General features: G+C 64.2%; 9 protein-coding genes. All 9 read left to right on the top strand.

The features are described 5' to 3' along the window. The first annotated feature begins 76 nt into the window (after window positions 1–76). The 9 genes from rplK to EDC62_RS04750 all read left to right on the top strand — a co-directional run bounded on the left by rplK (window position 77) and on the right by EDC62_RS04750 (window position 15,733). Window positions 77–508: a 50S ribosomal protein L11 gene (rplK, locus tag EDC62_RS04790; RefSeq protein ID WP_124220973.1), complete on the top strand. Its 432-nt coding sequence runs from the start codon at window positions 77–79 to the stop codon at window positions 506–508. A gap of 3 nt (window positions 509–511) precedes the next feature. Next, on the top strand, window positions 512–1,213 hold the full coding sequence (rplA, locus tag EDC62_RS04785) for a 50S ribosomal protein L1 (RefSeq protein WP_124220971.1): 702 nt from the start codon (window positions 512–514) through the stop codon (window positions 1,211–1,213). A gap of 405 nt (window positions 1,214–1,618) precedes the next feature. Beyond that, entirely contained in the window at window positions 1,619–2,143 is a 525-nt protein-coding gene (rplJ, locus tag EDC62_RS04780) for a 50S ribosomal protein L10 (RefSeq protein WP_124220969.1), read from the top strand. A gap of 42 nt (window positions 2,144–2,185) precedes the next feature. Continuing rightward, the gene (rplL, locus tag EDC62_RS04775; RefSeq protein WP_124220966.1) at window positions 2,186–2,566 is read left to right on the top strand and encodes a 50S ribosomal protein L7/L12; all 381 of its coding nucleotides are present in this window, start codon (window positions 2,186–2,188) and stop codon (window positions 2,564–2,566) included. Between the two features lie 263 nt (window positions 2,567–2,829). Next, window positions 2,830–6,942 carry a DNA-directed RNA polymerase subunit beta gene (rpoB, locus tag EDC62_RS04770; protein WP_124220964.1) on the top strand — a complete coding sequence of 1,371 codons (4,113 nt, stop codon included), beginning with the start codon at window positions 2,830–2,832 and terminating at the stop codon, window positions 6,940–6,942. 69 nt (window positions 6,943–7,011) lie between these two features. Continuing rightward, window positions 7,012–11,244: a DNA-directed RNA polymerase subunit beta' gene (rpoC, locus tag EDC62_RS04765; protein ID WP_124220963.1), complete on the top strand. Its 4,233-nt coding sequence runs from the start codon at window positions 7,012–7,014 to the stop codon at window positions 11,242–11,244. 73 nt (window positions 11,245–11,317) lie between these two features. Further along, entirely contained in the window at window positions 11,318–12,658 is a 1,341-nt protein-coding gene (gene rsmB / locus EDC62_RS04760; protein WP_211330908.1) for a 16S rRNA (cytosine(967)-C(5))-methyltransferase RsmB, read from the top strand. A gap of 247 nt (window positions 12,659–12,905) precedes the next feature. Then, on the top strand, window positions 12,906–13,454 hold the full coding sequence (locus EDC62_RS04755) for a DUF4390 domain-containing protein (protein WP_245968761.1): 549 nt from the start codon (window positions 12,906–12,908) through the stop codon (window positions 13,452–13,454). Next, complete coding sequence (locus EDC62_RS04750) at window positions 13,451–15,733, top strand: ATP-binding protein (protein ID WP_124220959.1); 2,283 nt, start codon at window positions 13,451–13,453, stop codon at window positions 15,731–15,733. Before EDC62_RS04755 ends, EDC62_RS04750 begins: the two co-directional genes overlap by 4 nt. The last annotated feature ends 35 nt before the right edge of the window (window positions 15,734–15,768 follow it).

Genomic DNA, 15,768 nt, shown 5'->3' with positions numbered 1-15,768 from the left:
GGACCGTTTGATCGTTGAGCCGTAACCCCGGGGAGCCGCAGACCACTGCGGCGCCTGAACCCGCAAGGAGTCCATCATGGCGAAGAAAATCGTCGGCTACGTCAAGCTGCAAGTGCCAGCTGGCAAGGCCAATCCCTCACCCCCCATTGGTCCGGCGCTGGGTCAGCGCGGCCTCAACATCATGGAGTTCTGCAAGGCGTTCAACGCCCAGACTCAGGGTGTCGAGCCCGGCCTGCCGCTTCCGGTCGTGATCACGGCCTACGCGGACAAGAGCTTCACGTTCGTCATCAAGACGCCGCCGGCGACCACGCTGATCAAGAAGGCGCTCAAGCTCGACAAGGGTTCGGCCAAGCCGAATTCGGTCAAGGTCGGCAAGATCACGCGCGCTCAGCTCGAAGAAATTGCCAAGACCAAGATGCCCGACATGACGGCGGCCGACCTCGATGCAGCCGTTCGTACGATCGCGGGTTCCGCCCGGTCGATGGGCGTCAACGTGGAAGGGGTGTAAGCCATGGCCAAACTGACCAAACGCCAAAAGGCCTGCCAAGGCAAGGTCGACAGCACGAAGCTGTACCCGTTGCCCGAAGCGCTCGGCATCGTCAAGGATTGCGCGACGGCCAAGTTCGATGAATCGATCGATGTGGCGGTCCAGCTGGGCGTCGATGCCAAGAAGTCGGATCAAGTGGTGCGCGGCGCCGTCGTGCTGCCGCACGGCACCGGCAAGACCAAGCGCGTTGCCGTGTTCGCCCAAGGTGCCAAGGCCGAGGAAGCCAAAGCCGCCGGCGCGGACATCGTCGGCATGGATGACCTCGCCGAGCAGATCAAGGCGGGCAACATCAACTTCGACGTGGTGATCGCAGCCCCCGATGCGATGCGGGTCGTCGGTACGCTCGGCCAAATCCTGGGTCCGCGCGGCCTGATGCCGAACCCGAAGGTCGGTACCGTGACGCCGGACGTCGCCACCGCCGTGCGCAATGCCAAGGCCGGTCAGGTGCAGTTCCGCGTCGATAAGGCCGGCATCGTGCACACGACCATCGGTCGCCGTTCGTTCGACACCGACAAGCTGCAAGGCAACCTGGCCGCGCTGATCGATGCGCTCAACAAGGCCAAGCCTGCGAGCAGCAAAGGTGTTTATCTGCGTAAGCTGGCCGTCTCGTCGACCATGGGTGTTGGCGTTCGGGTCGACCCGCAGACGGTGGCTGCGCAGGCCTGATGCAAGGAATTCGGTGCGCGCCTTTCGGGCAACGCTGAATCAGTTCCTGCGATGGCGCGCGAGCGGCCGCGGGATGGGATGCGAGGCGCAAACCGCAGCCATAGCCAAAGCTATGGCGAGGATTTGCAACGAAGCAGACCGCCCGCGGCTGGGATGCGCGGCGCGTGAGGGACTGGTTCAGTGTTGCCTTAGCGTGCGCCGGAGTGGTGGGCTGACCCGGCTTGAAGGAGCTGGGTCGGGCCATCCGAGACCGTTGGCGCATGGGGTACATGCTTAATGGCCGTTCGGCCGCCAACGCAGATGGCGATCCCGCTGCTGGAGGATTTCGATCCCGAAACAGTTGGTCGCTGCAATGAGGCGTGTCGGTTGCCCGTCGGCATCCGACGCAATTTGAAGGAGTAGACCTTGAGTCTGAATCGCAGTGAGAAAGAAGCGGTCATTTCCGAAGTGACCGGCCTCGCCGCTAAAGCTCAAACGCTCGTGATGGCGGAATACCGCGGCATCACGGTCGCGGCCATGACGAAGCTGCGTTCCGAAGCGCGCAAGCAGGGCGTGAGCCTCAGCGTGTTGAAAAACACGCTGGCTCGCCGTGCGGTGGCAGGGACGCCGTTCGAAGTGGCGGTGGACCAGATGACCGGCCCGCTGATCTATGGCTTTTCCGAAGATGCCGTGGCCGCCGCGAAAGTGGTGGCTGAATTCGCCAAGACCAACGACAAGCTGGTCATCCGCGGCGGCGTTTACAGCGGCAAGAGCCTGGATGCGAACGGCGTGAAGCAGCTCGCCAGCATTCCGTCGAAGGAAGTGCTGTTGGCCCAGCTGTGTGGCTTGCTCAAGTCGCCGATCTCGCGCACGGCCGTGGTGCTGGGTGCGTTGGCGGCCAAAAAGGGCGAAGGCGCTGCCGAACCGGCAGCCGAGGCAGCTGCCGCTTGATCGCGACGGCTTTCGTTTCAACCAATTGTTAGGAAATTCAAAATGGCATTCGACAAAGACGCATTTCTGACCGCGCTCGACAGCATGACGGTCATGGAACTCAATGACCTCGTCAAGGCGATCGAAGAGAAGTTCGGCGTGAGCGCTGCCGCCATGGCCGCTCCGGCCGCGGGCGCTGCCGCTGGCGGTGGTGCCGCTGCTGCCGAAGAGAAGACCGAGTTCACCGTCGTCCTGACCGACGCCGGCGCGAACAAGGTTTCGGTCATCAAGGCCGTGCGCGAAATCACCGGCCTGGGCCTCAAGGAAGCCAAGGACCTGGTCGACGGCGCGCCCAAGCCCGTCAAGGAAGGCGTGGCCAAGGCCGACGCCGAAGCCGCCAAGAAGAAGCTCGAAGAAGCTGGCGCCAAGGTCGAACTCAAGTAATTGGTTCGGCCCAAAAAGGCTGGGGCCCCTCTGGCAGGGTGCCCCAGCCTTTTGGCCTTCCTGGAGTGCAGATGCAAGCCTGGCGTGCCGGGCTTGCATCTGTCCTCTGACCCCGACTGCAGAGGATGTCTTGGTTCGGGCCGTGTGCAATGCATGGCCGTCCGCCAATGGTTGGTAGTGGCCAGCCGCCAAGGACCGTCGAGCGCCGCTCGACTCATCAAGTCGCAAAGACCCCAGGACGCATGTCTTTGACCGGAGAACCCATGGCTTATTCCTATACCGAGCGCAAGCGCATCCGCAAGAGTTTCGGCACCCGCGAGAGCGTGCTCGAGGTTCCATACCTCCTTCAAATGCAAAAGGACGCTTACACGGCGTTCCTCCAGGCCGATGTGCCGCCGCGCAAGCGGAGTCATGAAGGCCTGCAGGCGGCCTTTGAGTCGGCGTTCCCGATCGTCTCGCACAACGGCTTCGTCGAGATGAAGTTCCTCGAGTACAACCTGGCCAAGCCCGCGTTTGACGTTCGCGAATGCCAGACCCGCGGCTTGACCTACGCCTCGGCGGTGCGGGCACGGGTTCAGCTCATCATCTACGACCGCGAGGCCTCCACCGCGCAATCGAAGGTCGTCAAAGAAGTGAAAGAGCAAGAGGTCTATATGGGCGAGGTTCCGCTCATGACCGACAAAGGCTCGTTCATCATCAACGGGACCGAGCGCGTCATCGTCTCGCAGCTGCACCGCTCGCCCGGCGTGTTCTTCGAGCACGACAAGGGCAAGACCCATAGCTCGGGCAAGCTCTTGTTCTCGGCCCGCATCATTCCGTACCGCGGCTCGTGGCTGGACTTCGAGTTCGACCCGAAAGACCTGCTGTACTTCCGCGTCGACCGTCGCCGCAAGATGCCGGTCACGATTTTGCTCAAGGCGATCGGCCTCACGCCCGAGTCCATCCTGGCCAATTTCTACGTGAACGACCACTTCCGCCTGATGGACAGTGGCGCGTTGATGGAGTTCGTGCCCGAGCGTCTGCGGGGTGAGGTGGCGCGCTTCGACATCACCGACAAGACCGGCAAGGTCGTCGTGGCCAAGGACAAGCGCATCACGGCGCGCCACACGCGCGAGCTCGAGCAGTCCGGCACGACTCACATCAGCGTCCCCGAGGACTTCCTGATCGGCCGCGTCGTCGCGCGCAACATCGTTGACCCCGACACCGGTGAGATTCTCGCCAAGGCCAACGACGAGCTCACCGAGGCTTTGCTCAAGAAGCTGCGCGCCGCCGGCGTTCAGGATCTGGCCTGCATCTACACGAACGAGCTGGACCAGGGGCCGTACATCTCCCAGACTCTGCGCACCGACGAGACCGCCGACGAGTTTTCCGCGCGGGTGGCCATCTACCGCATGATGCGCCCGGGCGAGCCGCCCACCGAGGACGCGGTGCAAGCGCTGTTCCAGCGCCTGTTCTACAACCCGGATACCTACGATCTGTCGCGCGTCGGCCGCATGAAGTTCAACGCCCGCGTGGGCCGTGACGATCCGACCGGCCCGATGGTGTTGACCAATGAAGACATTCTCGCCGTCGTGAAGATCCTGGTCGATCTGCGCAACGGCCGCGGCGAAGTCGACGATATCGATCACCTCGGCAACCGCCGCGTGCGCTGCGTGGGTGAACTGGCCGAAAACCAGTACCGGACCGGTCTGGCCCGCATCGAAAAGGCCGTGAAGGAGCGTCTGGGTCAGGCCGAGCAGGAACCCTTGATGCCGCATGACCTGATCAACTCCAAGCCGATTTCGGCCGCGCTCAAGGAGTTCTTCGGTGCTTCGCAGCTGTCGCAGTTCATGGACCAGACCAACCCTCTGGCCGAGATCACGCACAAGCGTCGGGTTTCCGCGCTCGGCCCGGGTGGCTTGACCCGCGAGCGCGCCGGCTTCGAGGTGCGCGACGTGCACGTCACCCACTACGGTCGCGTCTGCCCGATCGAGACGCCCGAGGGCCCGAACATCGGCCTGATCAATTCGCTGGCTTTGTATGCGCGCCTGAACGAATACGGCTTCATCGAGACGCCGTACCGCCGCGTCGTCGATGGCAAGGTCACGAACCAGATCGATTACCTCTCTGCCATCGAAGAAGGCAAGTACGTCATCGCGCAGGCTAACGCCACGCTCGATGCGGAAGGACGTCTCGTCGGTGAGCTCGTCTCGGCGCGCGAGAAGGGCGAATCGGTGCTGGTCGGTCCCGAGCGTGTCCAGTACATGGACGTTTCGCCTGCTCAGATCGTTTCCGTCGCCGCCTCGCTGGTTCCGTTCCTCGAGCACGACGATGCCAACCGCGCGCTCATGGGCGCCAACATGTCCCGTCAGGCGGTTCCGGTGCTGCGGCCCGAAAAGCCGATGGTGGGCACGGGCATCGAGCGCGTCGCTGCGGTCGACTCCGGCACCGTGGTGGTGGCCAAGCGCGGCGGTGTGGTCGACTACGTCGATGCGACCCGTATCGTGATCCGGGTCAACGACGCGGAAGCCGTGGCCGGCGAGGTCGGGGTGGACATCTACAACCTCATCAAGTACCAGCGCTCGAACCAAAACACGAACATCCACCAGCGCCCCATCGTCAAGAAGGGGGACAAGCTGGAGAAGGGGGACGTGATCGCCGACGGCGCCTCGACCGACCTCGGTGAAATCGCGATCGGCCAGAACATGCTGATCGCGTTCATGCCCTGGAACGGCTACAACTTCGAGGACTCGATCCTGATTTCCGAGCGGGTCGTGGCCGAGGACCGCTATACCTCGATCCACATCGAGGAACTGGTCGTCATGGCGCGCGACACCAAGCTTGGCGCCGAGGAAATCACGCGGGACATCCCGAACCTCTCCGAGCAGCAACTCAACCGGCTCGACGAGTCGGGCATCATTTACGTCGGCGCGGAAGTCCAGCCCGGGGATGTGCTGGTCGGCAAGGTGACGCCCAAGGGCGAGACCACGCTGACGCCCGAAGAGAAGCTTCTGCGCGCCATCTTCGGCGAGAAGGCGTCCGACGTGAAAGACACGTCGCTGCGGGTCGAGCAGGGCAGCTCGGGCACCGTGATCGACGTCCAGGTCTTCACGCGTGAGGGCATTCAGCGCGACAAGCGCGCGCAGCAGATCATCGACGATGAACTCAAGCGCTTCCGCCTGGACCTCAACGACCAGTTGCGCATCGTGGAGGCCGACGCCTACGACCGGATCGAGAAGCTGCTCGTGGGCCGCGTGGCCAACGGGGGGCCGAAGAAGCTGGCCAAAGGCACGAAGATCGACAAAGCCTATCTCGACTCGATCGAGAAATTCCACTGGTTCGACATCCGTCCGGCCGAGGACGACGTGGCCGCGCAGCTCGAAAGCATCAAGAACGCGCTCGAGCAAACCCGGCACAGCTTCGATCTCGCGTTCGAAGAGAAGCGCAAGAAGCTCACGCAAGGCGACGAGCTGCCCGCAGGCGTCTTGAAGATGGTCAAGGTGTATCTCGCGGTCAAGCGCCGGCTGCAGCCCGGTGACAAGATGGCTGGCCGTCACGGCAACAAGGGCGTGGTGTCGAAGATCGTGCCGGTGGAAGACATGCCCTACATGGCGGACGGCACGCCGTGCGACATCGTGCTCAACCCGCTCGGCGTGCCTTCACGCATGAACATCGGGCAGGTGCTCGAAGTCCATCTGGGCTGGGCGGGCAAGGGCCTGGGCCAGCGCATCGGTGATTTGCTGCAGCGCGAAGCCAGCGCGGCGGAACTGCGTTCCTTCCTGGACAAGGTCTACAACCAGACCGGTCGCAAAGAAGACCTGAGCCAACTTAGCGACGAACAACTGCGCGAGATGGCGTCCGAACTCGTCAAGGGCGTGCCCTTCGCGTCGCCGGTGTTCGATGGCGCATCCGAGGCGGAAATCCGCGAGATGCTCATGCTCGCCTATCCGGATGAGGTGGCACAAGCCAAGGGCCTCACGCCGAGCCGCACGCAAGCGTGGCTGCGCGACGGGCGCACGGGAGACCTCTTCGAGCGTCCGACGACGGTGGGCTATATGCACTACCTGAAGCTGCACCACCTGGTCGACGACAAGATGCACGCCCGCTCGACCGGTCCGTACTCGCTCGTGACGCAGCAGCCGCTGGGCGGCAAGGCCCAATTCGGTGGTCAGCGCTTCGGTGAGATGGAAGTGTGGGCGCTCGAGGCCTATGGGGCCGCGTACGTGCTGCAGGAAATGCTCACGGTCAAATCCGACGACGTCCAGGGCCGGACCAAGGTCTATGAAAACATCGTCAAGGGTGAGCACTCGATCAGCGCGGGCATGCCCGAGTCGTTCAATGTTCTGGTGAAGGAAATTCGTTCGTTGGGCCTGGATATCGAACTCGAACGGTCCTGAGACCCCGGCGGGCACGCACGGCCCCTGCCGGCGTGCCCCCTCCCCCATTGACGAAGAAGGAAGAGTCACATGAAATCCATTCTTGACCTGTTCAAGCAGTTCACCCCCGACGAGCATTTCGATGCCATCCGCATCGGTTTGGCTTCACCCGAAAAGATCCGCTCGTGGTCGTTCGGTGAAGTGAAAAAGCCCGAGACCATCAACTACCGCACGTTCAAACCGGAGCGTGACGGCCTGTTCTGCGCCAAGATCTTCGGCCCGATCAAGGACTACGAGTGCTTGTGCGGCAAATACAAGCGGCTCAAGCACCGCGGCGTGATCTGCGAAAAGTGCGGCGTCGAAGTCACCCAGACCAAGGTGCGCCGCGAGCGCATGGGTCACATCGACCTGGCTGCGCCCTGTGCCCACATCTGGTTCCTGAAGTCGCTGCCGTCGCGCCTGGGCCTCGTGCTCGACATGACGCTGCGCGACATCGAACGCGTGCTGTACTTCGAAGCCTATGTGGTGACCGACCCCGGCATGACGCCGCTGAAGAAGTTCAGCATCATGACCGAGGACGAATACGAGGCCAAGCGCCGCGAGTTCGGCGATGAATTCGAAGCCAAGATGGGCGCCGAAGGCATCAAGGACTTGCTCCAAGGCATCGACATCGAGGCTGAGATCGAGCGCCTGCGCGGTGACCTGACGGGATCCGAGGTCAAGGTCAAGAAAAACGCCAAGCGGCTCAAGCTGCTCGAAGCGTTCAAGAAGTCGGGCATCAAGCCCGAGTGGATGGTGCTCGAAGTGCTGCCGGTGCTGCCACCGGATCTGCGCCCGCTCGTTCCGCTCGACGGCGGTCGCTTTGCGACCTCCGACCTCAACGACCTGTACCGGCGCGTCATCAACCGCAACAGCCGCTTGAAGCGGCTGCTCGAGCTCAAAGCGCCCGAGATCATCGCGCGCAACGAAAAGCGCATGTTGCAGGAGGCCGTCGACAGCCTGCTCGACAACGGCCGTCGCGGCAAGGCCATGACGGGTGCCAACAAGCGGGCGCTGAAGTCGCTCGCCGACATGATCAAGGGCAAGGGTGGTCGTTTCCGCCAAAACCTGCTGGGTAAGCGCGTCGACTACTCCGGCCGCTCGGTCATTACCGTGGGCCCGACGCTCAAGCTGCACCAGTGCGGCTTGCCCAAGCTCATGGCGCTCGAACTGTTCAAGCCCTTCATCTTCGCGCGCCTCGAGCAGATGGGCATTGCCACGACCATCAAGGCTGCCAAGAAGGAAGTGGAAGCCGGCACCCCCGTGGTCTGGGACATTCTGGAAGAGGTGATCAAGGAGCATCCGGTGCTGCTCAACCGCGCACCGACCTTGCACCGTCTGGGCATCCAGGCCTTCGAGCCGATCTTGATCGAGGGTAAGGCGATTCAGCTGCACCCGCTGGTCTGCGCGGCCTTCAACGCCGACTTCGACGGCGACCAGATGGCCGTGCACGTGCCGCTGTCGGTCGAGGCGCAGATGGAAGCGCGCGTGTTGATGCTCGCTTCGAACAACATCTTGTTCCCGGCCAACGGCGAGCCCTCCATCGTCCCCTCGCAAGACATGGTGCTGGGCCTGTACTACGCGACCCGCGAGCGCATCAACGGCCGCGGCGAAGGGATGGTGTTTGCCGACGTGGGGGAAGTCCAGCGGGCGCTGGACGCCGGCGAGGTGGAGCTGACTTCGCGCGTGACGGTACGCCTGACCGAATACCAGCGCGACAAAGAGACCGGTGCGTTCACGCCCGAGACCCGATTGGTCGAAACCACGGTGGGTCGCGCGCTCCTGAGCGAAATCCTGCCGAAGGGTCTTCCCTTTGCCTACCTCAACAAGGCGCTGAAGAAAAAGGAAATCTCGCGCCTGATCAATGCCTCGTTCCGCAAGTGCGGCCTCAAAGAAACGGTGGTGTTCGCCGACAAGCTGCTGCAAAACGGCTTCCGTCTGGCGACCAAGGCCGGCATTTCGATCTGCGTCGACGACATGCTCGTGCCGCCGCAGAAGGCCGAGATCATCGCGCGCGCCGAGCGCGAGGTGAAGGAGATCGAGCAGCAATACGTCTCCGGTCTCGTGACGGCCGGTGAGCGTTACAACAAGGTCGTCGACATCTGGGGCAAGGCTGCCGACGAGGTGTCGAAGGTGATGATGGCCCAGCTCGCCAAAGAGAAAGTCATCGATCGCCACGGCAATGAGGTCGAGCAGGAGTCGTTCAACTCGATCTACATGATGGCTGACTCGGGGGCGCGCGGTTCTGCGGCCCAGATCCGCCAGCTGGCCGGTATGCGGGGCCTGATGGCCAAGCCCGATGGCTCGATCATCGAGACGCCGATTACCGCCAACTTCCGCGAAGGCCTCAACGTTCTGCAGTACTTCATCTCGACGCACGGCGCGCGTAAGGGTTTGGCTGATACGGCGCTGAAGACGGCGAACTCGGGTTACCTCACGCGTCGTCTCGTCGACGTGACGCAGGATCTCGTGGTGATCGAGGAGGACTGCGGCACGCAGAACGGCTCGGTGATGCGCGCCATCGTCGAAGGCGGTGAAGTGATCGAATCGTTGCGCGAGCGCATTCTGGGCCGCACGGCGGCCGAGGACATCGTCCATCCGCAGACGCGGGCGGTGGTGGTCAAAGCCGGCGAAATGCTCGATGAAGACGCCATCGACCTGCTCGAGGAAGCCGGTGTCGACGAAGTCAAGGTTCGCACCGCGCTGACCTGCGAGACCCGCTACGGCTTGTGCGCGAAGTGCTACGGCCGCGACCTGGGACGCGGCGGGCTCATCAACGTCGGCGAGGCCGTGGGCGTCATTGCCGCACAGTCGATCGGCGAGCCCGGCACGCAGTTGACGATGCGGACCTTCCACATCGGTGGTGCCGCGTCGCGCGCAGCCATCGCGTCGAGCGTCGAGGCGAAGTCCAACGGTTTCATCGGCTTCAACGCGACGATGCGCTACGTCACCAACAGCAAGGGTGAGCTGGTGGTCATCGCTCGCTCGGGCGAGATCGTGATCCATGATGAGCATGGCCGCGAACGCGAGCGGCACAAGGTGCCGTACGGCGCGACCCTCACCGTCAAGCCCGATCAGGCCGTGAAGGCCGGCACGATCCTGGCCACCTGGGACCCGCTGACGCGCCCGATCATCACGGAATTCGCCGGTACGGTGAAGTTCGAGAATGTCGAGGAAGGCCTTACGGTTGCCAAGCAGGTCGACGAAGTCACGGGCCTTTCGACCCTGGTCGTCATCGATCCCAAGCGACTGGGTACCAGCAAGGCCAGCAAAGTCGTGCGGCCGCAGGTCAAGCTGCTCGATGACCAGGGCAACGAGGTCAAGATCCCGAATACCGATCACTCGGTGACGATCGGGTTCCCCGTCGGCGCGCTCATCCAGGTCCGCGATGGACAAACCGTGCATCCGGGCGAAGTGCTCGCGCGCATCCCGATCGAAGGCCAGAAGACCCGCGACATCACCGGCGGTCTGCCGCGCGTGGCCGAACTGTTCGAGGCGCGCTCGCCCAAGGACAAGGGCATCCTCGCGGAGATCACCGGCACCGTTTCGTTCGGCAAGGAGACCAAGGGCAAGATCCGCCTCAAGATCACCGACCCCGAAGGCAAGGAATGGGAAGAGCTCATCCCGAAGGACAAAAACATCCTGGTCCACGAGGGGCAGGTGGTCAACAAGGGCGAGAGCATCGTCGACGGACCGGCCGATCCGCAGGACATCCTGCGCCTGCTCGGCATGGAAGAGCTCGCGCGCTACATCGTCGACGAGGTGCAGGACGTCTACCGCCTCCAGGGTGTGAAGATCAACGACAAGCACATCGAAGTCATCGTGCGCCAGATGCTGCGTCGCGTCGTGGTCGAGAATCCGGGCGATTCGACCTACATTGCCGGCGAACAGGTCGAGCGCTCCGAAATCCTCGACACCAACGATGCCTTGCGCAAGGAAGGCAAGATTCCGGCCACCTACAGCAACATCCTGCTGGGTATCACCAAGGCCTCGCTGTCGACCGATTCCTTCATCTCTGCGGCCTCGTTCCAGGAAACGACGCGCGTGCTCACCGAGGCGGCCATCATGGGCAAGCGCGACGAGCTGCGCGGACTCAAGGAGAACGTGATCGTCGGTCGTCTGATTCCGGCCGGTACGGGTTTGGCCTATCACCAGGCCCGCAAGGTTCGCGAGCAGATGGACGAGGAAGAGCGCCGGGCCATCGCCGAAGCCGAGGCCGAGAGCTTGGCCGAAGCGCAGGCTGCGGCGGGCAACGGAGCCATGGACGTCGACACGGACCGCTGATCGACTCCTAAAACCATAGCGCCCAGGCGGGGAATCATCCCGGCGCTGGGCGCTTTTTATTGGAAAGTGCGTCGTGGAACGTCTCCCAGCGAAGCCCCGGACGGCCGAGGCCCCGGCGCTGAGCCACCAATTGCAAATCGTCTCGTTGCTGGTGGCGGAAGTCCGTGCCGGCCGTTCCCTGACGTCCGCGCTCGATCGCGTGCCTTCGGCCGACCGCGCCGGCGCCCAGGCTTTGGCCTTCGCGGTCATGCGGCACTTGGGGCGGGCGATGGCGCTGCGTCGCCGTCTGGCACGGCGCGCGCCGCCGCCTCCGGTAGACGCGTTGTTACTCACGGCGCTGGCGCTGCTGACCGAGGAGGGCGATCGGGCCTACAAGCCCTATGTGCTCGTCGATCAAGCCGTCGAGGCCGCCAAGGGCCGCGCGCAGACGCGCGCCCAAGCGGGTTTCCTCAATGCCTGTCTGCGCCGGTTTCTTCAGGATCGGGACCGCCTCATTCAAGAAACCGATGCCGACCCCGAGGCCCGCTACAACCATCCGCGTTGGTGGATCGAGCGCCTGCAGCGCGATCACCCCGAGCACTGGGAGGCGATCCTGCAGGCCGATCAGCAGGCCGCCCCTCTGTGTCTGCGCGTCCATCGGCGGCGCATCGACCCGGAGTCTTATCGAGAGCGTCTGGCGGCGCAGGGGCTTTCGGCTCGGCGCGTTGGGCCCGTGGGTCTGGCGCTCGAGCGTTCGGTTCCGGTGAGCCAGCTGCCGGGATTTGCCCAAGGTTGGGTCTCGGTGCAGGACGCGGGCGCGCAACAGGCTGCGCCTTTGCTGCTCGATGCCTTGGGGGAGCGCGCGGCCCATGCCCGCATCCTCGATGCCTGCGCCGCGCCGGGCGGCAAAACGGCGCATTTGCTCGAATCGGCCGATGTCGAGGTCACCGCGCTCGACGTCGACCCTGCGCGCTGTGTGCGGATCCGGGAAAACCTCCACCGCCTCGGGCTCGATGCGGAGATCCGCGCGGCCGACGCGCGTCAGCCCGCGCTCTGGTGGGACGGCCGCCGCTTCCAAGGCATCTTGCTCGACGCTCCCTGCACCGCCTCGGGGATCGTGCGGCGACATCCCGATGTGCGGTGGCTGCGCCGCGCCGAGGATGTGGATGCGCTCGTGCAGACTCAAGCCGAACTGCTCGAGGCGCTCTGGCCGCTGCTTCAGCCCGGCGGCGTCCTGCTCTATTGCACCTGCTCGGTTTTTCGCGCCGAGGGCAGTGACCAGATCGAAGCGTTTCTTGCGCGCCACACCGACGCGTTCGAGCTCCCCGCGCCGGGGCATTTGCTGCCGATTGCCGACCGAAAGAACCCCGGACTGCCAGACAATGCCGTGGGTGAGCATGATGGATTCTTTTACGCGCGCTTGCAGAAGCGTTAAGGCAACGCTGAATCAGTTCCCGCGATGGTGCGCGCCCGGCTTCGGGATGGGATGCGAGGCGCAAACCGCAGCCATCGCCGAAGCTATGGCGAGGATTTGCAACGACGCAGACCGCCCGCAGCTGGGATGCGCGACGCGCGAGGGACTTGTTCAGCGTTGCCTTAACCCGTTCCGGGTACGCCGCGCTTCCCCGTGCCTGATTCAGTGCTGCCTGAGTCTCGTCGTCCTTACGATCGGCCAGTTGCTGGTGGCTGCAGCGGCATGGGCCGATGCGCCGCCGCTGCACATCAGCCAGTTTCAGCTCGAGCGTTCGGATCAAGGCGTGTTTTTGAGCGCCCAGGTTGAGCTTCGGCTGCCGGCGGCGGTGGAGGATGCGGCGCGTCGCGGGGTGCCTCTGTATTTCGTCGCCGAGGCGGATTTGCGGCGCGAGCGCTGGTATTGGTACGACAGCAAGGTCGCGTCGGTGCGGCGCTACCTGCGGCTGGCGTTTCAGCCCTTGACGCGTCGTTGGCGCATCAACATGGCTGCGGAGCCGATGACCAGCGCCGTGCTCGGTGTGAGTCTCGCGCAAAGCCATGAGACGCTCGAAGAAGCGCTGTCTGCCATCGGCCGCTTCTCACGCTGGCGCATTGCCGATGCGGGCATGATCGAGCCCGGGGTGCGCTACGGGGTCGAATTCCGCTTTGCGCTCGACGTCTCGCAGCTTCCCCGGCCGTTTCAAATCGGAACTGCCGGACAGTCGGACTGGAGCTTGGCCGTGACCCGCAGCGAGCGGTTGCCGGAGGACGCTCGATGAGCCACGCAGGCGCCGGGCCAGGGTCGCGTGCCGAGGCTTCCGCGCGCGCCCGGTGGGCTTTGCTTGTCGCCGCCGTGATGGTGGTTGGGATCGGGCTGGTGCTCCTCTTTCTGCTAGCGCAGGCCACGAACAACCGTGAACTGTACGAGCGCAATTACCTGCGCCTGTTCGTCCTCAACATCGTCGTCGCCGGGTTTTTGGCCGCTTTCGTGCTGTGGGCCGCCCTGCGTCTTTGGCGGCGCCTGCGCCAGGGCAAATTCGGCAGCCGCTTGCTGGTCAAGCTCGCGACGATCTTCGCGCTCGTCGGATTCTTCCCGGGCATGCTGATCTACGTCGTCTCCTACCAGTTCGTCTCGCGCTCGATCGAGAGCTGGTTCGACATCAAAGTCGAGGGCGCGCTCGAAGCCGGCTTGAACCTCGGCCGCGCGACCCTCGACGCGCTCAGCCAGGACCTGGCAAGCAAAACCCGCGCTGCGGCGGCCCAACTGGCGCCTTTGAGTGACACGGCGGCAGCGCTCGCGCTGGAGCGGCTGCGCGAGCAGCTCGAGGTCAGCGACGTCGTGCTTTGGAGTGCGTCGGGGCAACTCATCGCCAGCTCCGGTCAGTCGCGCTATGAGCTGAGGCCCGAGCGGCCGACCACGCAGCAATTGCGTCTGGCACGCAGCCAGCGGGTCGTCACGCAGTTAGAGGGCTTCGATGAGGCCACCGCCGCTCAGACGTCGCCGGCGCAGGCTCGGATCCGCGCGCTTGCCGTCGTGGTACCGCAGAGCTTCGGCCTGACAGCCGAGCCGCGTTATCTGCAGGTCACCCAGGTGTTGCCGCCTTCGCTCGTCGCCAATGCGCTCGCGGTCCAGGAAGCCTACCGCGAGTATCAGGAACGCGCCCTGGGACGCGAGGGCCTGCGGCGCATGTACATCGGCACCTTGACCCTCACGCTGTTCCTGGCGCTCTTTGGCGCGGTCTTGTTGGCGGTCTTGCTCGGCAACCAACTCGTGCGCCCGCTGATCTTTCTGGCCGATGGCATGCGACGCGTGGCTGCGGGCGACCTCACGCCCATCACCGCGATGCCCGGCAAGGATGAACTCGGCGGCCTCACCCGCTCGTTTGCGACGATGACCGAACAGCTCGCGGAGGCGCGAACCGCGGCGGAAACCCATCTCGGCGCGCTTGAAGCCGCACGGGCCAGCCTGCAGACCATCCTCGACAACCTCACGGCTGGCGTCATCGTGCTCGACCGCCAAGGCCGCGTTCGCTCGAGCAACCCGGGCGCGGATCGCATCCTGCGGCTCGATGTCTCGGCGCACCGGGGCTCGGCGCTTGCCGAGATTCCCGGGCTCGAGGCGCTCGGTCGTTGGGTCGCGGCGCAATTCGATGCCTTCGAAGGCGAGCGCGAGACCCACGGTTTGGATCATTGGCAACAGACCTATGAGCTCCACACCACCGGCCACGGACAGGATGAACAGTCCGTCACGCTGGTGGTGCGCGGGGCCTTGTTGCCCGATGGAAACCGCCTGCTGGTTTTCGATGACATCTCCGAAATCGTCTCGGCGCAGCGTGCCCGTGCCTGGGGCGAGGTGGCGCGCCGCCTCGCGCATGAAATCAAGAACCCCTTGACCCCCATCCAACTGTCGGCTGAGCGCCTCGAGCGCAAGCTGGCCGACAAGCTCGATCCCGCCGACCGCGCCGTGTTGGTCAAGTCCGTCAAGACCATCGTCGATCAGGTCGATGCCATGAAGCGCTTGGTCAACGAATTTCGCGACTATGCGCGCCTCCCCACGGCAGACCTCAAGCCGCTCGACCTCAATGCGCTCGTCCACGAGGTCTTGCAGATGTATGAAAACGACCCGTCTCAGCCGCACCGTCGCATTTCCGTTCGGCTCGACCCGCAATGTCCACCGATCGTCGGGGATGCCCAGCAGTTGCGCCAAGTCCTGCACAACCTGATTCAAAACGCGCAGGATGCCTGCGATGCGGCGCGGCAAAGCGGCGGGGAACCCGGCGGCATCGAGATCCGCACCCAGTGGATTGCGGCTGCAGGGCGCGTGCGCCTCACGGTCGCCGACACCGGTTGCGGTTTTTCCGAATCGACCCTCAAGCGCGCGTTCGAGCCCTACGTCACGACAAAGCCGAAGGGCACGGGGCTCGGGCTTGCGGTGGTCAAGAAAATTGCCGATGAACACCGCGCACGTGTCGACATCTCCAACCGCAGCTCCGACGGTCGCGTCGAGGGTGCGCAGGTGTCGCTATCATTCCCCCTCGACGCGGGAGGCAAGGGCTGATCCAGACCCTTGAGCGCGCCCCACACACAGACGAG

It is taken from the genome of Tibeticola sediminis (assembly GCF_003843835.1).
GTDB classification, from domain to species: domain Bacteria; phylum Pseudomonadota; class Gammaproteobacteria; order Burkholderiales; family Burkholderiaceae_C; genus Tibeticola; species Tibeticola sediminis.
Note: the sequence above shows the minus strand (reverse complement) of the source record. Positions and strands in the feature narration are given on the sequence as shown.

Coding starts and splice junctions, on each gene's coding strand:
- rpoB (WP_124220964.1), top strand. CDS start 2,830: ATGGCTTATTCCTATACCGAGCGCAAGCGCATCCGCAAGAGTTTCGGC.
- rplL (WP_124220966.1), top strand. CDS start 2,186: ATGGCATTCGACAAAGACGCATTTCTGACCGCGCTCGACAGCATGACG.
- rplA (WP_124220971.1), top strand. CDS start 512: ATGGCCAAACTGACCAAACGCCAAAAGGCCTGCCAAGGCAAGGTCGAC.
- rpoC (WP_124220963.1), top strand. CDS start 7,012: ATGAAATCCATTCTTGACCTGTTCAAGCAGTTCACCCCCGACGAGCAT.
- EDC62_RS04750 (WP_124220959.1), top strand. CDS start 13,451: ATGAGCCACGCAGGCGCCGGGCCAGGGTCGCGTGCCGAGGCTTCCGCG.
- rplK (WP_124220973.1), top strand. CDS start 77: ATGGCGAAGAAAATCGTCGGCTACGTCAAGCTGCAAGTGCCAGCTGGC.